Here is a 22,629-nt window from a genome sequence, read left to right on the forward strand (position 1 = left end):
AATAACCTCCTGAAATGAGTTGTTATTATTTACATCATATTTAAGATCTTCATTAAACATGTCGCTATATAGAGAATATAGATTAAAAATTATATAGATTTCATAGGAAAAGAGGTGATATTATTTTGGGAAAGGGGGCGACAATATGAAAAAAATTATTTTTGTTTCAAGTTTAGTACTTGCAATCAGTCTAGGGGTAGGGTGTAGTAATGAGAAAACAGCAAAGACGGATGAGCCGAAAAAAGAATCAGTTCAAAAAGAAAAGGAATTAGCAGCGAAGGATGTTTTCAAGAAAACGAACGAAGCTTTTAAAAATGAAGAGCATGTAACGATGACATATGGTGTAGGGGTAAAAGCTGAGGGAACAGAGATGGACATATTAAAGGCTAAGATGCAATTAGAGCCAAAGACAAAGAATTCTCGTTCTGAAATGAATATTTCCGGTACAGATGTTGTAGTGTATACTGTGGATGGTAAAGTTGCTGGTGAGGTAAAAAACCCTAATACAGGAGAAGTTATGACCGTATCAGAGGAGCAATTAAACGCTGGTGGAATGAAAGCGACTCAAGATATTATAGATAAGTTAGAAGTACCGGAAGTAGTTTTAGATAAAATGAAGATGGAGAAAAGCGGAGATAAATATAAACTGAAATTTACATTAAAAGGGCAAGAAACAGAAAGTATGTTAACTAGCATGGATGAAACGCAGAAGAAAATGTTACAAGCACAAAATGCGAAGATAGAAGAAGTGGATGCAGAATATATCATTACAAAAGATTTTAAATATGAATCAGCAAAGATAGACATGATTATGAGTAGTAATGGCAAGGATAAAGCACACATTATTACGAACGCAAAATATACGTCGTACGAAAAGTTTGACCCAATAAAATTGCCAGCAGCAAAGTAACAGTTTTGATGAGGGGGACCTAAAATAAGGACCCTCTTTTTTGTATACTTTCTTCATAGGAAAATAGGTACAATATGAAGAGGAAAAGATGTAGAAGAGGAGAGTGTCATTTGAAAAAAAGAAAGATGATGGTGGTCATTGTAGCTTATACAGTGTTGCTTGCAACATCTGTAAATACATATAAAGAGCAACTAATTCATCCCATTATGAGCGATGTAGGAAAGTTACTTCCAACGAAAATTAAACGTGTTGAACATGCTGAGGATGAAAGTTCATTAAAACAGGTCGTGCAAGATGCAAATGTTTCTGGAGAGAAGATTTCTATTGCAGGTATGCAACATAGCCAAGGCGGACAGACGTACTATCCGAACGGTACGATGCTTGATATGAAAGAGTATAATAAAATATTAGCATTCGATCCAGAGAAGAAGCGGATTACAGTTCAAAGTGGTGTCACGTGGAATGATATCCAGAAGAAAATTAATCCATACGGTCTTGCAGTTCAAGTGATGCAATCTCAAAACATTTTTACTGTTGGTGGTTCATTAAGTGTAAATGTACATGGGCGTGATATTCGTCATGAAGCATTGATTGATACAGTAGAGTCATTTAGATTGTTAATGGCAGATGGCACGGTACGTAATATAAGTAGAGAAGAAAATGCAGAGTTATTTCCATATGTCATCGGTGGTTACGGGTTATTTGGTGTCATTTTAGATGTGACATTAAAGCTAACTGATGATGAATTATATGAAATGCATACGAGAATGATAGACTATAAAGAATACACGTCTTACTTCAAAGAGAAAGTGAAAAAAGAAGAAAATGTTCGTATGCACTTAGCACGTATTTCTGTTGCTCCAAACTCATTTTTAAAAGAGATGTATGTGACGAATTATACATTGACACAAAATCAAAATATGAGAGAAGAGTACAGTGAATTAAAAGAAGAAAATATTATAGCTGCGCCGAAATTTTTGCTTGGATTATCACGTTATAGTGATTGGGGAAAGAATACATTTTGGGATATACAAAGAAGTTATTTTGAACGTACAGATGGACAGTTTGAGACGCGGAATAATGTTATGAGATCAGATAGTGCTTTTATGGAATATGAAAATCCGAACCTTACAGAAGTGCTACAAGAATACTTTGTGCCTATAGATTCCTTCACGGAATATATAGATGATTTACGTGCCGTATTAAGTGAAGAAGAACTGAACTTGCTCAATATTACGATTCGTTACGTGGAAAAGAATGAAAATGCAGTTTTATCCTATGCAAAAGATGATATGTTTGCACTGGTGCTTTTAATTAACCAAGGACGCTCCGAGAGTGAGGTGAAGAAAACAGAGGATGTCATTCGGAAGATGATTGATGTTACTTTAAAACATAACGGTAGTTATTATTTACCGTATTATTCTTATCCAACGAAAGAACAGCTAAAGAAAGCATATCCTCGTATAGAAGAATTTCTTCAGAAGAAGAAGGAAGTGGATCCAGAAGAGAGATTTGTGAATTTATTTTATAGGGAGTATACGAAATGACATATAGAAGATTTGTAGCCTCACAAAGCATCATTATGATGGCAGGAAGTATGGTATTTCCTTTTTACATTTTATTGCTTCGGAATGTTGGAAATAGCTTCTCACAGTTTGGGTGGGCTTATGGCTTATTTGCATTAACTTCAGCACTTGTATATCCGTTAGTAGGGAAGGCGTCTGATAGAGTAGGTGATCAAAAATTATTAATAATATACGCTTGGTCCATGGCGATATTAATGCTTTGTTTTCCAATTGCAACGGAAGTCTGGCATGTGTATATTCTTCAAGTTGTAATGGGAGTTTTAGGTGCTGTGCAGCGTAATACTGAGAAAACGTCGTTAGCACGAAAGGTTGTGCAGGAAAAGGCTGGTTATGAGATTGGAAAATACCATGTGTGGACATCAATTGGAGGCGCAGTAGCGATTATTGTAACGGGGTATTTAGTAGATTTCTTTACGATTGGTACGATTTTTTATATTGCATCTATCTTATATGTAGTAAGTGGAGTTGTATTAAGTAGTAAAAAAATATAACCATTCCTATTTTTACCTAAATACCCTTTGTTTGTTATACTAAAAGGGAAGACAAAAGAAAAGGGGACATTGCCTTTGATGAAATTTTTAGTTTTAGCTATTCTCACTTTGTTTTTGATTCCATGGACAAGAAGCGGTAGTAAACTTCGAGCAGTGGATAAGAAGGGGGATGAGAAGGTTGTAAAGGGTAAGAAATCATTCATTTTAGTTATTCCTGTTTTATTTTGGATAGGTATTGCAATCTATGAATATTTTTGGCTAATTGATGATCGAGCAGATTCGATTCTTACTCATTATTCTGTTGCAGTAGCAATTTTAATTGGGCTTGTTTTATTTTCACAAGATCAGATAGGGAAATTAGAAGGTACATTAAAAGGTCTTCTAATGTTTGTTTTACTTGCAAGTTACGGCTATTTTGGTTATTTGCACGATATAGTAATCACGCAAAAGAAATATGATTCTGTTGTTAAGGTAGAGAAAGATATTTCAGAGCCATTTACTGAAAATGATCAGCCGTTTACAGTGCCGCCAAAGACAGCGGAGAATAAGATGAAAAAAGTATTTGGGGATATTCCGAAAGTAGCTTATTTTGAGCTAGGAGAATTAACGCCACAAATGGTAAACGGTGAGGCTTTATATGTAGCGCCGATTGAAGTTTCAGGGTTTTTTAAAGCACGTAAAGCTGAAACAATTCCAGGGTACGTAACGATGTCAGGTACGAACCCTGATGCCGAAGCGAAACTGCATCTCGGTTATAAGATGAAATACGTGCCAAGCATGTTTTTCGGGAATAATTTAGAGCGTGTCGTACGAAAATCCGAACCAAATTTAATCTTTAAGGGGAAACCTAAATTTGAAGTTGATGATAAAGGGAAACCGTATTATACAATGACATATGGTGAATTTATTTCAGGGAGATCTGGATTTGAGGTAGAGGGTGTTGTTGTAGTAGATGCACAAACAGGTGAAGTGAAAAGATATGATAAAGGAAAGGCACCTAAATTTGTTGATGGTGTATTGAATCATGAGACCGCATCTACATTAAATACGTATTTCGGTAAATATATTCACGGATTTTGGAATACAAAATTCTCGCAAACTGATATGAAGATTCCGACTGAGTGGGGGACGAAAGAAGGAGTGACACCAATCTTCGGTAAGGATGGAACGCTATATTACTTTACTGATTTCACCTCTCCAAAAGAAGGAGTAGATTCTGCGTTAGGTTATTCACTTATTGATGCACGTACAGGTAAGTTGTATTACTATAACGGAAAAGAAGTAAAGGGAATTATGGATGGTTCAGCTGCTTCAGAAGTGGTGGATAATTCCTTTAAAAGAGAGAAATGGCATGGAACGATGCCGGTTATTTATAACGTGTACGGTAAACCTTCTTGGATTGTACCTGTTATTGATGACGGGGGATTAGTACGTGCCCATACTGTCATCTATGCTTCTAATGCGAAAATATTTGCAACAGGTTCGACGCAAAAAGAAGCTCTTGAGAATTATAAAAATGCGCTAAGCGGGAGTGGAGATTCATTTAGACCAACTTCGAGTGGAAAAGAAGCGCAAAAAGAAGGTATTGTACAGCGAGTATATAAAGAAAAATCAGGTGAAAATACAATTGTGTACGTACTGTTAGAAAATGAACAAAAAGTATTTATGATACCTGCGAAAAAATTCCCATATGCTATGTTTACAGAAGTGGGAGATCCAATTCAAATCACATACTTAGATACAGGAGAAGCGATGTCTTCCGTATCTAAATTTACAAATAGCAACTTGAAAAAGTAAAGCGATAGAATTTCTATCGCTTTTTTTACATTATGAAAGAGGAAAATGCGCTATACTTGACGTATGTTTATGTTGTAACTATAATTGTTACGATTCATTATGTATACGAAAGGGTGAATGGAAAAAGTGAATGAAGTTAATCACGAAATATATAAACCTGTAAGGATGAACAGGTTATGGATGATTCTTGTATTAGGAACACTTACGGCAATTGGGCCGTTATCTATTGATATGTATTTGCCTTCGTTACCGAAATTAACGGATGATTTACAAACGGGTGCATCCCTTGCGCAGCTTACGTTGACAGCATGTTTACTTGGGCTTTCAGTAGGACAATTATTTGTCGGTTCAATTAGTGATATTTACGGAAGGCGCAAACCTCTTATTATTGCTCTTATTATTTATGTTGCTTCTTCATTACTTTGTGCTGTAGCACCGTCTATTTGGACTTTAGTGCTTTTACGTTTCTTACAAGGCGCTTCGGGCTCTGCTGGTATCGTTATATCCCGTGCAATGGTAAGAGATATGTACTCAGGTTCTGAAATGACGAAGTTTTTCTCACTACTTATGTTAGTAAACGGAGCAGCACCTATTTTGGCCCCGATTATCGGGGGGCAATTATTACAGTTTACAACGTGGCGTGGTGTCTTTATCGTTCTTGGAGCAATTAGTGTATTTATGTTAATCTCGGCTACTTTCGTATTACGTGAAACATTACCTCCTGAAGAAAGAGAGACAGGTGGTTTGTCAGGAACATTGGCGACATACGGAAAGCTTCTGAAAGATCGCTTGTTTATGGGATATGCATTGTCACAAGGATTAGTAACAGCGGCAATGTTTGCCTACATTTCGGGATCACCATTTGTGTTGCAAAATATATACGGGGCATCACCACAGCAGTTTAGTTTATTCTTTGCGATTAACGGTATCGGTATTATTATTGCCAGCCAAGTTACTGGTCGTTTAGCAGGAAAAGTGAATGAGAAAACATTATTTGTTTCCGGTATTATTATCGCCGCTGTTGGTGGCTTATCTCTACTACTTACAATCGTATTAGGAATAGGTTTCATTGGTGTTTTATGCTCGTTATTCCTTGTTGTATCAAGTGTTGGGGTTGTATCGACAACCGGCTTCTCGTTAGCAATGAGAAATCAAAAACAAGCGGCAGGAACAGCATCAGCTTTACTAGGCTTATTACAGTTTATTTCAGGGGCACTTGTTGCACCATTAGTAGGTATTGGTGGAAGTAATACGGCATTGCCGATGGGTATTGTGATAGCTCTTTGTGAAATTGGTGCTGTATTATGTTATGTATTTATGGCCAGAAGAAGTGAAAAGCAGTTTGAACTGCAACAAAGACAAAATTTAGAAGCTTAAATTATAAAAAAGAGTTGATTCAAATATTTTTGAATCAACTCTTTTTTCATTTCTTTGAAATAACTCATACAGCTTTGTAAGGTGATGCAAAAGTTATTTGCATAAAGTGACGATACTGTGACAAAAATGTTGGTATATATATTAAGGTATCCTCTTAAGTGTAAAAAGTAGGGCGTTCTCGGTATAATAACAAGTGGAGATAAAAGAAACTATAGATAGAAGTAGATGTAGATAAAAGGAGAAAAAGAGATGAAGAAGGTTTTGGGTATTGCTGTAATGGGAAGTATGATTCTGCTAGCGGGATGTAATGGAAATAAAGATACGAAAGAACCGAAAGAGAAGGTAGAGCAATCTACAGAACAAACAGAAGAGATGAAAGAATACCTTGCAGTACATGAAAAATATGATATAAAAATGAATAAAGAAATCAATAAAGCACTGCAGTTATTTGAAGTGGCAAAGGAAAAGGGCGGTAAGGAAATAACGAATGCTACATATAAAGAAGATGTGCAAAAAGTAACAATGAGCATGTTAGAAGATATTGATAATATACGTAAAGAAATTCATGTTCCGAAGTCGAAAGAGCAAGAACATGAGGTATATGTTGGTTTCTTGAATGAATCGGAACAAGCGATGAAAAAATTACAGAAGTTAGCTAAAGAAGAAGATTCATCATTAATTCGTGATATAGAAATTAATTTTGCAACAGCATCGACATACTATAAACGTTTTCAAACAGAAACGAAAAAATAACCTTGCACATGCAAGGTTATTTTTTCTTCTTACCATCACCATCTTCATCTTCGTATACTAACACTTTCTGCTCTTCGTGAAATTCGGAAATAGTTTGTCCGGTAATATTATCGAAGGGTGTGTAAAAAGAAGTAACGCTTTTCTTTTTAATGAAAAGTTTATAAAATCCAATGATAACAAGTATGACAATTGTTAATGGCAGTCCTATAGTTGCTAGAAGTAAGGGATCCATCATATAGCTCCTTTAATATCATTTCTTTATATTATAAACAAAAAACTGCGATTTAGATAAATGGCCTCATTAAAAACTGATTTTTCTAAATATATCCAATTTGATTGACTTTTCATTTTTTCAGAATTATAATTCGAAATATACAATTTGAACCAAATAATAATATAGCAATTTACTTATCCAGAGAGGTAGAGGGACTGGCCCTATGACACCTCAGCAGCGGGTTCTGTAATAGGAACACCGTGCTAATTCCAGCAAGCAAGTCTTGAAAGATAAGTGATGGGCCTTTGTTTATTAAGCCTTGATCTTATTTTTTAAGATCAAGGCTTTTTGTATTCTAAAAAGAGAAAAGGGAGTAATGGAAAAAGTACGTTCATAAAACTAAGTAAATATATATGTTTAGGGGGTTATTGAAGTGTATGTAATTAAAAAATTATCAGTTATGGTGTTCACGCTATGGGTTATTACGACAGTGACATTTCTAATTATGCATATTATTCCGGGGGATCCATTTTCATCAGATGCAAAAATCTTTCCTGAAGAAGTGATTCAAAACATGAGAGCGAAGTATCACCTTGATGAACCGTTATGGAATCAATATGTTGCTTATTTAGACGGTGTAGTTCATTTTGATTTTGGTGAATCTGTTCAATCAACCGGGCAAGGTGTATCAGAAATTATAACAACTGGCTTTGGTCCATCAGCAATTATTGGTCTACAAGCACTTGTTATTTCGTTGTTAGTCGGAATTGCTGCAGGTACATTTGCTGCTCTATATCATGGGAAAGTAATTGACTATAGTGTGAGTTTGCTCGCAATTCTCGGTATTTCTATTCCAAGTTTTATTTTAGCACCGCTATTTATACAAGTATTCGCTATTCAATTTGAGCTTTTACCAGTAGCGTCTTGGGGAACATTCGAACATACCGTATTACCATCTTTCGCATTGGCGTTAGGTCCAATTGCGGTTATTACAAGGTTTGTTCGTTCTAATATGATCGAAGTATTGCAGAGTGATTATATTAAGCTAGCAAGAGCGAAAGGCATACCAATTAAGAAGATTATTATAAGACATGCTCTTCGAAATGCGATTGTTCCAGTACTTACATTTGTTGGACCATTAATGGCTGGACTTTTAACAGGGACTTTCGTTATTGAAAAAATCTTTTCAATTCCTGGCCTAGGAAAATATTTTGTAGATAGTATTTTTAACCGAGACTATCCGGTGATTATGGGAACAACAATTTTCTATAGTGCATTATTAATTACTTGTATTTTCATTACAGATATTATTCACCGCATTGTTGATCCACGTATTCGTTCTATTACATAAGGAGGGGGGATATTTAAATGGGAGCTTATGAAATTAATGAACAGTTATTAACGAAAGAAGAGAAAAAAGAATTAACGATAAATAAAAATCAGCAAACGATTAGCAGAAAGAAAGAATTGTTTCGTAAGTTTATATCGAATCCAATCGCAGTTTTAGGAACAGTGACGTTATTGCTAATTATTGTTTTCTCGCTTATTGGCGAAAGTTTAACGCCATTTACTGCGAGTGAACAAGTAAAAGAGGCAACAAATTTACCGCCGAGTAGTGAACATTGGTTTGGAACAGATGATCTAGGGAGAGATATTTGGGCACGTACTTGGGCTGGTGGGAAGATTTCACTAACAGTTGGATTAGTAGCAGCTGCCCTCGATATAGGGCTTGGTGTACTGATTGGTGGATTTAGTGGATATGTGAGAGGGCGTAATCGCCTTGGAACGTTAATTGATGAGTGGATTATAAGAGGAATTGAAGTATTATACGGCATCCCATATTTACTAATTGTTATTTTACTATTAATTGTTATGAAACCAGGTCTTTTCACCATTATTATCGCCCTTGCATTAACGGGATGGATTGGAATGGCTCGTCTCATTCGAGCACAAGTATTGTCTTTAAAACAACGAGAGTTTGTTATTGCAGCAGAGCGATTAGGTACATCCCATATGAAAATTATATATGGGCATTTAATTCCGAATTTAACAGGGATTATTATCGTCAATTTATCATTTACAATTCCAGCAGCTATTTTTTCAGAATCATTTTTAAGCTTTATAGGACTTGGGGTACAATCACCAGCGGCAAGTTGGGGGACGATGACGAATGATGCACTCGGGACATTATTGAGCGGAGAATGGTGGCAGCTATTTTTCCCGGCAATCATGATTGCACTCATTATGTTCGCATTTAATGCAATTGGTGATGGTTTGCAAGATGCAATTGATCCAAAAATCGTAAAACGGAATCGAAAGGAGAAAAAACATGGGACAGCTCTTATCTTTAGAAAACGTAACGTTAGCCGTTGAAAAAGAGAATAGTAAGCAAGCAATTGTGAAACATGTTTCCTTTTCTATTAACGAAGGTGAAATAGTTGCACTTGTAGGAGAAAGTGGTTCAGGAAAAAGTGTTACAGCACAATCCATTATCGGCTTGAATCAAGAATCAATTCATATCGATGATGGAAATGTATCTTTCCAATCAAAGGAATTAACGGATTTACAAGAATTAGAATGGAATCAAATTCGCGGAAAAGATATTTCCTTTATATTTCAAGATCCGCTTTCATCTTTAAACCCAACGATGAAGGTAGGCAAACAAATTACAGAAGTAATTTTGCAACATGGGGAAAAATCGAAAAGAGAAGCAAAGGGAATTGCGATTAACTTGCTAAAAGATTTAGGGATACATGAAGCAGAGAAACGCTTTGAGCAATACCCACATCAATTAAGTGGGGGGATGAGGCAACGTATTTGCTTAGCAATTGCATTTGCTTGTCATCCAAAGCTTGTAATTGCAGACGAGCCGACAACAGCGTTAGATGTAACGATTCAGAAACAAATTATGGGGCTATTAAAAGAAAGAAAAGAAAAACAAAATACGAGTATTTTATTAATTACACATGATTTGGCACTTGTACGTGAAGTAGCTGATCGAGTAGTTGTTATGTACGGGGGACGTGTCGTTGAAAAAGGAACGATACAGGAGGTAATAGGTTCTCCTAAACATCCATATACGAAAAGCTTATTACAAGCAATTCCGAATATGGATGACTCCGAAAAGGTATTACGTGCTATAGAAGGAACGACACCTTCCATTGAAACATTAAATAGCTTTGGTTGTCCTTTTGTAAATCGTTGCCCAGTAGCGATAAAAGAATGTATTCATCGTTTCCCAGAGAGAACAACATATTCTAAGGAGCATAGTTCACATTGTTGGCAGCATGTTCTAGAGCATAATAAAGCGAAATCAAAAGAGAAGGTGAATGCCTCATGACGACAGATTTAATTACTGTAAAGCAAGTAACGAAAACATATGGAAGTAAAAGTAAAGAAATCACAGCGTTAAAAGACATATCACTTTCTATCCCGAAAGGAACAACACTTGGCATTATTGGTGAAAGTGGTTCAGGAAAAACAACACTTGGAAAGCTCATAGCGGGGATTGAGAGTCCAACGTCTGGTGAAATTAATTATAACGGTCAAGTTGTTCACACGCTGAAGTCAGCTCATAAGCGAGATTTTTTACAGAAAGTACAGTTCATTTTTCAAGATTCCACAGCTGCATTAAATCCGCGCTGGAAAGTACGCGATAGTGTAACGGAAGGTTATATTTCATTCGGTTTAGGTGATAAAGGGCTGAAGGATAAAGTAGCAGGTGATGCGCTAGAGCGTGTTGGATTAGATAGAAGATATATTGATCGATATCCGCATGAATTTAGCGGAGGACAACGTCAACGTATCGCTATTGCAAGAGCGTTATTGTGTGAGCCAGAAGCATTGATTCTTGATGAACCAATTTCAGCATTAGACGTTTCATTGCAAATTCAAATTGTACATCTGTTGCAAAAAATTCAAAAGGAACAAGGCTATACATATTTGTTTATCGCACATGATTTACCGATGGTTCACTATTTATGTGAAAAAGTGGCTGTTTTATATAAAGGAGAACTTGTTGAATTTGGAAATACGGACGAAGTATTCCGTAATCCACAACATTCTTATACAAAAACATTATTAGCATCAACACCAAAAATTTTAGGCTAAAGGAGAATGTAGGATGAAGAAGTTTTTACTGTTTGTCATTATGACCGTTTTAGCAATTACTTCTGTCGCATGCGGTAAGAAAGAGACGCAAAAGGCGAGTGCTGGTAAGGGAGAAGGAGATCGATTAGTAACGAATATTAGTAGTGATCCGTATACCCTTGATTCTGCCATTGCGACAGATAGCACGTCAGGTTATGTAATTGGACAGTTGTTTTCAAGTTTATATACACAAGATAGTGATGGGAAATATCAAAATGAATTAGCGGAGAAAGAAGAAGTAAATGCTGATGGAACTGAGTATACAATTCATTTAAAGAAAGATATTAAATGGTCAGATGGTTCTCCTATTATAGCAAATGATTTTGAATTTGCATGGAAGCGATTATTAAATCCGAAAACGGGTTCTATGAATGCGACAGAAATGTATTTTATTAAAGGGGCAGAGGCATACAATACTGGAAAAGGTGAAGAGGGACAAGTTGGTATTCAAGTCGTTGATCCTCAAACATTAAAGGTAACTCTTGAACATCCAGTTGCTTCTATTAAACAAAAATTAGCAAGCTCACTATTTATTCCATTATCTAAAAATTCAATTGATGATAATAATAAATTAAAAACAGATCCAAAAGAGTTAATTACGAATGGGCCATTCACGTTAAAAGAGTGGAAGCATAACCAGGCAATTACAGTACAAAAAAATAAAGAATTCTACGATAAAAAGGTAACTCTAAAAGAAATTGAGTTTCGTATTATTCCAGACTCTAAAACAGCGTATCAATTATTTAAATCAAAAGAATTAGATTTACTAAGTAGCTTACCACAAGAGATGATTGAAAAAGAAAAAGGAAATAAAGAATATAAGCGTGTTGCAGGATTCTCATCTTATATTTACTCGTTTAACGTAGAAAAAGAGCCGTTTACAAATGCGAAGGTACGTAAAGCATTTTCATTAGCGGTTGATCGCAAATTTATCGTTGAAAAATTGTATAAAAATAATGCGCAAGAAGCATATGCATTCGTTCCAGAAGGAGCAAAAACACAAAGTGGCCGTGATTTCCGTAAAGAAAAAGGTGATTACGTTAAATTTGATCCAGCAGAAGCGAAAAAATTATTAGAAGAAGGTATGAAAGAACAAGGATGGTCTACAATACCTGAAGTAACATTAAAATTCACTACAGATACACAACATAAAAAAGTAGCAGAAGCAATGCAAGAAATGTTTAAGAAAAATCTTGGAGTAGATATTAAATTAGAAAATAAAGAGTGGAAGAGTTACATCGACACATACAAGCAAAGTGATTTCCAATTAGCTTATATGGGATGGGGCGGCTCTTTATTAGATCCAATTACTAAACTAGATTTATATGCAGGTGATGGTCCGAATAACTATGCAAAATGGCATAATAAAGAATTTGACGCTTTAATAAAAGAAGCAAAAGTTGAACAAAACGAAGATAAGCGTTTTGAATTATTGCATAAAGCGGAAGATATTATGTTTACAGATTCACCATTAATCCCAATTATTTTCCCAAGTTCCTCATATTTACAAAAACCATCAGTATCCGGTGTCCAATTCATTATCGGTTCTAGTCCAGAACTAAGGTACGCAAAAATTAAAAAATAAAGAAGTAGGCAACCGCCTACTTCTTTATTTTATTTCTCTTTTATATTCTTTTTTCGTTCCATCAGAGAAGACAACTTCTAAATCGAATTTTTGATAGTCTTTATCAAGTTTGAACACGTTCACTACTTGATCGATTACTTCTTGGTCAGCAGTATCTTTATCAAATTTTAATTCTTGTAGAAGTGGGCTTAATTTTGTGATAGCCTCGTCTCCTGTTAATTTTACATCTGCTTTATGATCTTCAATTTTTGCTTCCATTTTCTTATCAGCTGCTACATTTTTATAGTCTGCTTCGTAGTCTTTCTTTGTATCTTGGTAGTCTGCCTTTAAATCGAATTCATTGAAGTTTAGTTTTAAATCTGCAGGAGCCTCATTTTTTGCTTCTTCAGTCGTCTTTTTATTAGAAGTTGTGTCTTCTTTTGCAGGAGCTTTACATCCTGTTAATGCAGGTACTAGCATAAGAGCTAATAAAACTGATAGTAGAATTCTCATTATAAATTCCTCCTTATGTAAATTCGTTCTATACAAGTTTTTCCCAAAAACATGTAATTATGTATGTGTTGAAAATAAATTATTATCCTGCAGTCATAAGGGCTAATCCGCAATTTAAATCAAAAACGATTTGTATGTATATGGTAAATTGAAGTTGTGAGGGAGGGACTAAAATGCATGAAGAATATAAAGAGATAATAAAAAAATCAATTGAATATATAGAGAATCACTTACATGAGGAGCTTACAACAGAAAGAGTGGCATCTCACAGTGCAGTATCGATGTACCATTTTCATCGCATCTTTCAAAGATATGTTGGGATGAGTGTAACGGATTATGTTCGTAAGAGAAGATTAACTCATGCTGCACAAGATTTGGTATCGACTGAAAGAGCAGTCATTAATATTGCAGTGCAATACGGTTTTTCCTCACAAGAGGCATTTACTAGAGCTTTTAAAAGAATGTTTCAATTACCACCAAAAAAATATCGAAAGTATTTCCAGTCATTTTATATAGAAAGAGAGGGGATTTCAATGGAAAAAGGTATACCGAAAGGATGGGTATTAAGTGGAAGTCATCCCGCTGAATATGAGATGGGTTTAGATTACGAAATTGCCCATCAAGGAAAAGTATCTGCATATATAAAAGCAAAAGAGAACGTTACGCACGGAGGATTTTCAACATTAATGCAAATGTTTCGAGCGGATAACTATGTAGGTAAGAGATTACGTTTAACAGCATTTATTAAGAGTGAGAATGTAAAAGATTGGGCAGGATTGTGGATGCGAGTAGATGGAAAAAATACGGAGCCGATTGCTATGGATAACATGCAAAATCGTCCAATTAAAAATACGAATAACTGGCAATCGTACTCGGTTGTACTAGATATAAAAGAAGAAGCACTTGGTATTGCATTTGGTGTTTTATTATCAGGAGAAGGTTGTGTCTGGCTAGATAGTATTCGATTTGATGAGGTGGATGGAAAATTTCCTGTAACGGATTTGGCAGAAAGTTTTTATGAAACTCTTCTAGAAGAGCCAATGAACCTGCAATTTGAAGAAATGGAAAAAGAATGAGGTAAGGAGAAAATGTATGCTCCAATATGTAAAACTAATAAGTATTAGTTTAGTAGCGTCATCTTGTATTATGGGAATTAACTATTTAATTAGCTATCTTTGGTCAGGGCATATACCTTCTTTGACGTGGAAAACATATTTGATATTTGCATTTATATTTATTATGAGTTTTAGTTCAATACAAAAAGATGGGAAAGAGGATTGTTGACAATAGTCTTCTTCGCATTTCTTTAACACAAATGTTTATTCCTGTATGTGGGATTATTTCCCGCAACATGCATAGCGAATGGCTATTACAAAATAATATTTGCCGGAGTTAATTTAGAGAAAATATTATCTCATTATTATTTATTAGACTAGTTACACAATTAGTAGCGGGGCTCACTATAGGTATAAAAGAAATGATAAAGGGAAGAGACCTTGTAATTAATGAAGTACACAGTAAAAAGGTATCCTTCAATTGGATACCTTTTTATTAGTACTTATTATTTTGCAACTTCTGCCCACTTGTAGTTAAATTCACCGCCGAAGTCAGTTGTTACAAGTCCTTTAATGAAAGAGCGTTGTAAGTAAGAGCGACCTTGTTGGTACAAAGGAGCGACAGCGCCATCTTGTAATAAGATTTTTTCAGCTTGTTTCATTGCTTCCCAGCGTGCTTTTTCATCGCCAGCTAAATCTGTTTTCACTTTATGAATTAGCTCGTCGTACTCTTTGTTAGAGTATTTATCAAAGTTATAAGCACTATCTGTTGTGAATAAATCTAAGAATGTAATAGGATCAGCGAAGTCAGGACCCCAGCCATCAATTCCGATTTCATAATCACCACTTAATAGTAATTTCAACTGTTGTTTACGTGGTTGTGGCTTTAAATTCACTGTTAATCCATCTAGATTCTTTTCCAGTTCACCTTTTAAATATTCGCCAGTCTTTTTAGCTAAAGCATTATCACTTGTTAGTAGTTCAAGTGTTACTTTGTCAGTACTAAGTTCTTGCTTCGCTTTTTTCCAGTTTTCTTTCGCTGATTTCACATCATCCTTGACTAGATTTCCATTTTCTTTACGGAAGTCATTGCCTTCTGGACTCTTTGCAAATTTCGCAGGAACCATTCCTTCAGCTGGAACAGCGCCGTTATTTAAAATTGTTTCTACGTATGCCTTTTTATTCATTGCTCCGTTAATAGCAAGGCGTACATGTTGATTTTTTAATGTTTCATTTTTTTGATTTAGTCGTAAAAACTGAATACCAACTTCAGCGCGTTCTTTGAAGTTTGGATCGCCCTTATATTTATCAACAAACTCTGCAGTTAAAGCAACACGATCAATTTGTCCTGAATCATATAAGTTAACTTCTGTAGACTTATCTTTAACGACATTGAAGTTGATTTCTTCTAATTTTACAGTTTTAGCATCCCAATAGTTAGGATTCTTCTTCAATTGGAAGCTTTGTTCATGCTTCCAGTTATCTAATGTGAAAGCACCGTTGTAAATTAAATGATTTGTTTCTAAACCGTATTTATCGCCTTGAGACTTTAAGTACTCTTCATTAATTGGTAAGAATGTTGAGAATGTCGTTAAGCTTAAGAAGTAGGGAACAGGACGGTCTAGTTGTACTTCTAAAGTTTTGTCATCAACAGCTTTAATACCTAATTGATCAACCGGTAATTGTTTTTGGTTTATTTGTTTCGCATTCTGTATATCGAAGAATAAGAATGCATATTCAGCAGCTGTTTCAGGATTTACGGCACGTTGCCAAGCGAAGGCGAAGTCTTTTGCTGTAACAGGAGTACCGTTTGACCATTTCGAATCACGAAGATGGAATGTATATTTTGTTTTATCAGGACTAACGTCAACCGACTCAGCGACACCAGGAATTGGTTTATTATCTTCGCCCATTGCATATAAACCTTCAAAAACATTTCGCATTACGTTCATGGATTCCCCATCCGTTGCTTTTGCAACATCCATTGTTGGAATTTCTGAAGCAAATGATAAGTTAATTGCTTGTTTATCAGGTGCTTTATCGTTTGCTTTTGCACCGCTTGCATTATTTTTATTTCCCGCACAAGCAGTTAGTAGTAGACTTGCCCCTAAAACAGATGCCACAACAGGTACAACTTTTTTCTTCATTGTTCGTTCCTCCCTAAATGTGTTGTTCATAACGTCATAATGTCCATGTCTTGAAGTAGCTATAGAAAGAGGTAAAACCTAGTATAAATATTTGTTTATAGGTAATCATGTGTTCTATATGTATATACATGTTGAATTATAATGTATCGTTATATGTTTCAACGTAGTAGACATTATATTTTGATGGTTAAATATTTCGTTTCTTTGATTATTTAGAATATTAACACCAGAAAGAACTATATGTCAATAATAAAAACAAAGTGTTAATTTCTTGGAATAATATATCAAAAAAGTAGATTCACTCATATTAAGGAATCTACTTTTAATATATTTTGTCAAAAAAACAATGGGAGTTGGTGGAAATACGTTGTTTAAAGTTTCACTTTATTTTTCAATTTTTGCCCATTTGAAGTTTAATTGACCTGCAAAGTCTACTTGTACAATGCCTTTCACATAAGATTTCTCTAAATAAGATTCGCCTTTTTGGTAAAGAGGAGCAATAACAGAGTCTTTAAATAATATTTTCTCTGATGCTAGTAATGCATCAAAGCGGGCTTTTTCATCACCAGCTAAAGTAGTTTTCACCTTTTCAATTGCTTCGTCGAACTCTTTATTAGAGTAATGATCTAAGTTGTAAGGGTTATTCGTTGTAAACAATTCAAGGAATGTAATTGGATCAGCAAAGTCAGGGCTCCAACCATCAATTCCGATTTCGTAGTCACCTTTTAATAAGAGTGAAACTTGTTGTTTACGTGGTTGCGGTTTTATATTTACTGTTAAGCCCTCTAAATTCTTTTCTAATTGACCTTTTAGAAACTCACCAGTCTTCTTCTCAAGGTCACCGTCACTTGTTAATAATTCTAATGTTATCTTTTCAGAACCTAGTTCTTTTTTTGCTTTTTTCCATAATTCTTGTGCAGATTTCGTATCAACTTTTGTTAAATCGCCGTTTGTAGCACGGAAGTCTTTTCCATCAGGACCTTTTGCAAAGTTTTTTGGCACAAGACCAAAGGTTGGTGTAGAGCCATCATTTAATAACGTATTGACAAAGGACTTTCGATCAATCGTTTGATCAATTGCTTGGCGTGCAGAAACGTTTTGAAGTACTTTGTTTTGTTGATTCATACGTAAAAATTGTACCCCTACGTTCGGACGTTCTTTAAAATTAGCATCCTTTTTATATTTATCAACGAAGTCAGATGTTAGTTTTATACGGTCTAATTGTTTAGATTCGAATAAATTTACTTCTGTTGATTTTTCTTTTACGATGTTGAAATTGATTTCTTCGATTTTGACAGTATCTTTATCCCAGTAGGTAGGGTTTTTCTTAAATTTAAAGCTTTGTTCATGCTTCCAATCACTTAGTGTAAAAGCTCCGTTATACAAAATTGTATTATCTTCTAAAGCGTACTTATCACCTTGTGTTTTAAAGAATTCCTCGCTAATTGGTAGAAATGTTGGGAACGCCGTTAAGCTAATAAAGTACGGAACAGGACGCTCTAATTCTACCTCAAACGTATGGTCATCAACTGCTTTTACACCAAGTTGATCGGCTGGAAGCTCTTTGTTGTTAATTTGTTTTGCGTTTTTAATATCAAAGAATAAAAATGCATATTCAGAGGCTGTTGCTGGGTCAACAGCTCTTTGCCAAGCGAAGACGAAATCTTTCGCTGTAACAGGAGTACCGTTTGACCATTTTGAATCTCGCAGGTGGAATGTGTACTTCGTTTTATCGCCACTTACTTCATGGGATTTTGCAACGCCAGGGACAGGTTTGTTACCTTCACCAAGATTATACAAACCTTCAAATACGTTTCTCATTACTTGACCGGAATCAGTATCTGTAGCACGAGCTGTATCCATTGTTCGTATTTCAGAAGGTGAAGATAAGTTTAAAACCTGTTTACTAGGTGCCTCGTCTTTTGCATTTGCTCCGCTAGCTTCGTTTTTATAACTACCGCAACCAGTTAATAAAATACTTACTCCTACAACTGATGCGATACCGGGTACAAACTTCTTTTTCATTCGATTTTCCTCCTAAATAATTAATAAGATTGGATGATGATGAGGGAAATGAAAAATAAAAAATCCCTCTTTTCTGATTGAGAAAGAGGGATTTTCACATACAAGTTATGTACCCGTATATAAACGAAGTCCCTCATTCTATCTTTCAAGCATAAAGCTTGCAGGAAGTGGCACAGTATTCAAAATGAACCTGCTGCCGAGGTTTCAAAGGGCCAGTCCCTCCACCTCTCTTGATACAATGAGTAAACGAATAAATTTTATTAATTTTTGTGTTTCTTTGATAATTCAAAATCTTACACCTTGGATAATGAAGTGTCAATCAAATGGAATATAGTTTAAATTTTCAGTTTTTTTAAAGTGAAAAAAACCACTGCACATGGCAGTGGTTTTTCTACTAGAAGTTAAAGTTATCTGGATCTGGACCGACGCGATGATTTTCATTCAAAGCTTGAATTGCTTTCATATCATCCGATCTTAATTCAAAATCGAAGATGTTTGCATTTTCAATAATGCGGTGCTCTTTAATTGATTTAGGAATCGTTACAACTTCATTTTGTAAATCCCAGCGTAAAATAACTTGTGCAGTTGATTTACTATATTTTGTCGCAATTTCTTGTAATGTTGGATGATCCAGTAGTTGCCCTTGCATTAATGGTGACCAAGCCTCGAGCTGGATGTTATGTTCTTTACAGAAAGCATGTAATTCTTCTTGTGCTAAACGAGGGTGGTATTCCACTTGGTTGACCATTGGCTTAATTTCAGCAATTTCAAATACGTCTTGTAAGTGGTGAATGTGGAAATTACTCACACCGATAGCACGAACGCGACCATCTTTATAAAGCTTTTCTAACGCTTTCCATGATTCAGTATATTTCTCTTTTACAGGCCAATGTACTAAATATAAATCTAAATATTCTAGGCCTAATTTCTCTAATGTAGTTTCAAATGCTTGAAGTGTTGTTTCATAACCTTGATCGCTATTCCATACTTTTGAAGTGATAAATAGCTCTTCACGAGGAATACCAGATTCGCGAATTGCTTGACCAACGCCTTCTTCATTTTGATAGATTGCTGCAGTATCGATGCTGCGGTATCCGTTTTTAATAGCTGCTTTTACAGAATCAATTACTTCTGATCCGTCCTCTACTTTAAACACACCTAAACCGAACCAAGGCATTTTTACACCATTATGTAATGTTGTATAGTCTTTTAAACTTGTTAAATTCATATTATTTCCCCCTAGCTTTTTTATTTGTTGCTTCAACTGCTTGTTGAATGACTTCTGAAAAATTATTTTCATATAGAACTTTTAAGCCTTCAGCAGTTGAACCTCCTGGTGTTGTTACTTGTTCTCGGAGCATAGCTGGATCTTCGTTTTGTTGGAGCATAGCGGCAGAACCAGCAATCATTTGAATGACAAGGTGGTTTGCCGTTTTCTCATCAATTCCATAGTTTTTCGTCGCTTCAATTAAACCTTCAGCAAAGTGATAGAGAAAAGCAGGTGCACTACCAGTAATGGCGGTAAGTTGATGAACTTCCTCTTCAGTACAAAACTGTGAGGTACCAATACCTTTTAAAAGGAGTTGTAGCGTTTCTTGATGCGTTTCACCTACGGAATGTCCCGTCGTATATAAGGAGATGGACTTTCCGATTTCGGCAGCTGTATTTGGCATAATCCAGGCAACAGGTGTCCCTTTAGGAAGCCTTTTTTCTAAATAAGATGGTCCAATCCCGGCAGCAACGGTCACAACGAATTGCTCAGTTAGAAGAGGAGATAACTCCTGTAATAACTGTTCATGTGCAGCTGGTGGCATTGCTAAAACAATCGTATCAACGGATGTAATATGCTGCTTCCAGTCTGTAGTGATGGACACATTATATCGCCCTTGTAATTGTTCTAGTTTTTCTATGTTGCTTCGGTTGGAAACGATAATTTCTTCGATATATTCTTTACTCGTTTTAAGTAACCCGGAGAAGATAGCTTCTGCCATACGACCGGCACCAATAAATAAAATTCGATGTTTAGTAAGCATATCCTTTATTCCCTTCTAGTAGAGATATGTTATAAAAAACGATACCATTTTTAAGAGAATTTTGTAAAAAGAAAAGACTTACCGTATATGGAATAGATAATGAGGGGGTTTTTGAATAAGGGAATTCATGATAAAAATAAGAGGAGTTCCTTATACTGGTGATATGGAATTTATTACACATCTGGGGAGAGATAAATATGGTTAGAAGTCCACTTTTTTTACTCATTTCTAGTATTATTTGCGTATTGGTTGGATTTTACATTCAATCGAGTTATATTGAAATTTTCGCATCGGTTATGGGGATTGTTAATGTTTGGTTATTAGCAAAAGAAAAAGTATCCAACTTTTTATTTGGTATGATTACCGTTACGTTATTTCTGTATATTTTCATTATACAAGGTTTATATGCAATGGCAGTATTAGCAGTCTTTCAATTTATATTTAATGTATATGGTTGGTATTATTGGATTGCACGTAGTGGGGAAGAAGAGGTAAAAGCAACTGTTCATTTAGATTTAAAGGGGTGGACCTTTTATATAATTTTTATTTTAGTTGCTTGGGTTGGTTGGGGCTATTATCAAGTCCGTTATTTAGAATCAACAAGTCCATATTTAGACGCTTTAAATGCTGTATTAGGATTAGTAGCTCAATTTATGCTAAGTCGAAAAATCTTAGAGAACTGGCATTTATGGATTTTGTATAACGTAGTTAGCATTGTAATTTATATTTCCACTGGTTTATATGTCATGCTAATACTAGCTGTTATTAATCTCTTTATATGTGTAGCTGGTTTGCTAGAGTGGAAGAAGAACTATAAAGGACAAGTGCGTGTAAATAATTATATTTAGAAAATAATTAAAATCGAAAAAACCCCTGGGACACATATGCCTCAGGGGTTTTTAATAGAATATAAGTTTATGCTTTTGTTAGACCAAGTAATACAGCGCCGCCGATAATTAAAACACTACCTAGTGCAATAAAGATCAATTGACGTTTTGTTTTCTTTTCACCTAAGAAGACAATCGCACCGAATGTTGAGATAACGATTCCAGTTTGAGATAATGGGAAGCTTGTCGCTACTCCGACACGTGGTAATGAAAGAAGTAAGAATAAGTTTCCTGTTCCCCAAAGTAAACCAGATAAAGCATTACGAATTGCATATTTGTTAAATGGCTTATGTTTAGATGTCAGTACAACCGCACCGACAAACATACCAACTGCTTGTGGTAAAATAGCAGACCAACCATCAATGTTATACCAACGAATAATAATTACATATACAAGATAGCCGAAAGTAGAAACAATTAGAGTAAGAAGTCCTTTTTTCAATTGTCCTGGTGGCTGTGCATTTTCTTTATCATCTAATGATGTGAATACAACACCAACTACGATTAATAGGATTGCAATCGTTCCCATAATGATCGTTGTTGTAGTAGTCCACTCGCGGAAAGCGATAACTCCAAAGATAGAAGTTGCAACAAGTTGCATACCAGTAGAAATCGTTACAGTAGTAGAAACACCTAACTTTTCAACTGTTTTTAATTGGTTTACTTGTCCTAAAGCCCAGAATAAACCTGAAATAAAACCAACAATCAAGATTGTCATTGTTAAAGCTGGTTGAGTAAATACATACATAACTGTTGCGAAGAATAGAGCACCGATTGTCATACCTACCGTTTGGCTATATGCACCACCGCCCATTTTTACGCTTACTAATAAGATGTTTCCCCATGCAATTGCAGGAAGAAGCGCTAATAAAATGTCCATTACAAGACTCCCTTCGGTTTGATATACCAATATAATTACATATCGTTCTAACGATCGGTAATGCCCCACTAATAGAGTAGAAGATTACCGATAGCTAAAACAGGATGAAGAATTCACGATATAAATGCGTTTTCATTTCTTCATTTTTTCAAACACCTCCATATAATAACAGGAAATTGCCTATTTTAGAAAGTAAATTCAAATAGAATGTATATTTAAATAAAAGGTAAAATTCAGTCACTTTATAT

The 22,629-nt window shown here is 35.2% G+C and carries 21 protein-coding genes, 1 pseudogene and 2 riboswitches; of the genes and pseudogenes, 15 read left to right on the top strand and 7 right to left on the bottom strand.

The window, feature by feature from the left end; all coding sequences use genetic code 11:
- The first annotated feature begins 145 nt into the window (after positions 1-145).
- The 6 genes from JDS92_RS13015 (at position 146) to JDS92_RS13040 (ending at position 6,914) form a co-directional block, all read left to right on the top strand.
- Entirely contained in the window at positions 146-910 is a 765-nt protein-coding gene (locus JDS92_RS13015; protein WP_097958069.1) for a DUF6612 family protein, read from the top strand.
- 110 nt (positions 911-1,020) lie between these two features.
- Positions 1,021-2,457 (top strand): FAD-binding oxidoreductase, encoded by a 1,437-nt coding sequence (locus JDS92_RS13020; protein WP_141546091.1) that lies wholly within the window; start codon positions 1,021-1,023, stop codon positions 2,455-2,457.
- Entirely contained in the window at positions 2,454-2,987 is a 534-nt protein-coding gene (locus JDS92_RS13025; RefSeq protein ID WP_000222357.1) for an MFS transporter, read from the top strand. The genes JDS92_RS13020 and JDS92_RS13025 overlap by 4 nt, the downstream gene beginning before the upstream one ends.
- A gap of 78 nt (positions 2,988-3,065) precedes the next feature.
- On the top strand, positions 3,066-4,784 hold the full coding sequence (locus tag JDS92_RS13030; protein WP_199632029.1) for a DUF3981 domain-containing protein: 1,719 nt from the start codon (positions 3,066-3,068) through the stop codon (positions 4,782-4,784).
- 117 nt (positions 4,785-4,901) lie between these two features.
- Positions 4,902-6,161, top strand: coding sequence for a multidrug effflux MFS transporter (locus JDS92_RS13035; RefSeq protein WP_199632014.1), 1,260 nt, complete (start codon positions 4,902-4,904; stop codon positions 6,159-6,161).
- 249 nt (positions 6,162-6,410) lie between these two features.
- Complete coding sequence (locus JDS92_RS13040) at positions 6,411-6,914, top strand: hypothetical protein (protein WP_097958067.1); 504 nt, start codon at positions 6,411-6,413, stop codon at positions 6,912-6,914.
- Positions 6,915-6,930: 16 nt separating this feature from the next.
- Here JDS92_RS13040 and JDS92_RS13045 read toward each other — a convergent pair whose 3' ends face one another.
- Positions 6,931-7,146: a DUF3951 domain-containing protein gene (locus JDS92_RS13045; RefSeq protein WP_000371394.1), complete on the bottom strand. Its 216-nt coding sequence runs from the start codon at positions 7,144-7,146 to the stop codon at positions 6,931-6,933.
- A 173-nt stretch (positions 7,147-7,319) separates the two neighbouring features.
- A riboswitch (SAM riboswitch) is annotated at positions 7,320-7,425 on the top strand.
- Between the two features lie 136 nt (positions 7,426-7,561).
- Between JDS92_RS13045 and JDS92_RS13050 the strand changes: the two genes are divergently transcribed.
- The 5 genes from JDS92_RS13050 to JDS92_RS13070 are packed head-to-tail and all read left to right on the top strand — an operon-like array spanning position 7,562 to position 12,862.
- Positions 7,562-8,479, top strand: coding sequence for an ABC transporter permease (locus JDS92_RS13050; protein WP_000289322.1), 918 nt, complete (start codon positions 7,562-7,564; stop codon positions 8,477-8,479).
- 17 nt (positions 8,480-8,496) lie between these two features.
- Positions 8,497-9,501, top strand: coding sequence for an ABC transporter permease (locus tag JDS92_RS13055; RefSeq protein ID WP_199632015.1), 1,005 nt, complete (start codon positions 8,497-8,499; stop codon positions 9,499-9,501).
- The gene (locus JDS92_RS13060; protein ID WP_199632016.1) at positions 9,458-10,468 is read left to right on the top strand and encodes an ABC transporter ATP-binding protein; all 1,011 of its coding nucleotides are present in this window, start codon (positions 9,458-9,460) and stop codon (positions 10,466-10,468) included. The genes JDS92_RS13055 and JDS92_RS13060 overlap by 44 nt, the downstream gene beginning before the upstream one ends.
- Complete coding sequence (locus JDS92_RS13065) at positions 10,465-11,238, top strand: ABC transporter ATP-binding protein (RefSeq protein ID WP_097958063.1); 774 nt, start codon at positions 10,465-10,467, stop codon at positions 11,236-11,238. The genes JDS92_RS13060 and JDS92_RS13065 overlap by 4 nt, the downstream gene beginning before the upstream one ends.
- 13 nt (positions 11,239-11,251) lie before the next feature.
- Positions 11,252-12,862: a peptide ABC transporter substrate-binding protein gene (locus JDS92_RS13070; protein WP_199632017.1), complete on the top strand. Its 1,611-nt coding sequence runs from the start codon at positions 11,252-11,254 to the stop codon at positions 12,860-12,862.
- A gap of 24 nt (positions 12,863-12,886) precedes the next feature.
- On the opposite strand, the gene JDS92_RS13075 is transcribed toward JDS92_RS13070, so the two are convergent.
- Complete coding sequence (locus JDS92_RS13075) at positions 12,887-13,354, bottom strand: YusW family protein (protein ID WP_001221551.1); 468 nt, start codon at positions 13,352-13,354, stop codon at positions 12,887-12,889.
- Positions 13,355-13,527: 173 nt separating this feature from the next.
- Between JDS92_RS13075 and JDS92_RS13080 the strand changes: the two genes are divergently transcribed.
- The 3 genes and pseudogenes from JDS92_RS13080 to JDS92_RS31400 all read left to right on the top strand — a co-directional run bounded on the left by JDS92_RS13080 (position 13,528) and on the right by JDS92_RS31400 (position 14,909).
- Positions 13,528-14,430: a helix-turn-helix transcriptional regulator gene (locus tag JDS92_RS13080; protein ID WP_199632018.1), complete on the top strand. Its 903-nt coding sequence runs from the start codon at positions 13,528-13,530 to the stop codon at positions 14,428-14,430.
- A gap of 16 nt (positions 14,431-14,446) precedes the next feature.
- Complete coding sequence (locus JDS92_RS13085; protein ID WP_000942528.1) at positions 14,447-14,638, top strand: hypothetical protein; 192 nt, start codon at positions 14,447-14,449, stop codon at positions 14,636-14,638.
- Positions 14,632-14,909, top strand: a pseudogene (locus JDS92_RS31400) (hypothetical protein). Before JDS92_RS13085 ends, JDS92_RS31400 begins: the two are co-directional and overlap by 7 nt.
- 6 nt (positions 14,910-14,915) lie before the next feature.
- On the opposite strand, the gene JDS92_RS13090 reads toward JDS92_RS31400, so the two are convergent.
- The 4 genes from JDS92_RS13090 to proC all read right to left on the bottom strand — a co-directional run bounded on the left by JDS92_RS13090 (position 14,916) and on the right by proC (position 20,614).
- Positions 14,916-16,556: a peptide ABC transporter substrate-binding protein gene (locus JDS92_RS13090; RefSeq protein WP_199632019.1), complete on the bottom strand. Its 1,641-nt coding sequence runs from the start codon at positions 16,554-16,556 to the stop codon at positions 14,916-14,918.
- Between the two features lie 384 nt (positions 16,557-16,940).
- Positions 16,941-18,581 (bottom strand): peptide ABC transporter substrate-binding protein, encoded by a 1,641-nt coding sequence (locus tag JDS92_RS13095; RefSeq protein ID WP_000726441.1) that lies wholly within the window; start codon positions 18,579-18,581, stop codon positions 16,941-16,943.
- 135 nt (positions 18,582-18,716) lie between these two features.
- Positions 18,717-18,821, bottom strand: a riboswitch (SAM riboswitch).
- A 154-nt stretch (positions 18,822-18,975) separates the two neighbouring features.
- Positions 18,976-19,809, bottom strand: a complete 834-nt coding sequence (locus JDS92_RS13100) for an aldo/keto reductase (RefSeq protein WP_199632020.1) — start codon at positions 19,807-19,809, stop codon at positions 18,976-18,978.
- Between the two features lies 1 nt (position 19,810).
- Positions 19,811-20,614 (bottom strand): pyrroline-5-carboxylate reductase, encoded by an 804-nt coding sequence (gene proC, locus JDS92_RS13105; protein WP_199632021.1) that lies wholly within the window; start codon positions 20,612-20,614, stop codon positions 19,811-19,813.
- Between the two features lie 197 nt (positions 20,615-20,811).
- Between proC and pnuC the strand changes: the two genes are divergently transcribed.
- Positions 20,812-21,462: a nicotinamide riboside transporter PnuC gene (pnuC, locus tag JDS92_RS13110; RefSeq protein WP_199632022.1), complete on the top strand. Its 651-nt coding sequence runs from the start codon at positions 20,812-20,814 to the stop codon at positions 21,460-21,462.
- Between the two features lie 67 nt (positions 21,463-21,529).
- Here the strand turns inward: pnuC and JDS92_RS13115 are convergent, their stop codons facing one another.
- On the bottom strand, positions 21,530-22,381 hold the full coding sequence (locus tag JDS92_RS13115; RefSeq protein ID WP_000353551.1) for a GRP family sugar transporter: 852 nt from the start codon (positions 22,379-22,381) through the stop codon (positions 21,530-21,532).
- Positions 22,382-22,629: the final 248 nt, after the last annotated feature.

The organism is Bacillus cereus group sp. N12 (assembly GCF_016483575.1).
Taxonomy (GTDB): domain Bacteria; phylum Bacillota; class Bacilli; order Bacillales; family Bacillaceae_G; genus Bacillus_A; species Bacillus_A toyonensis.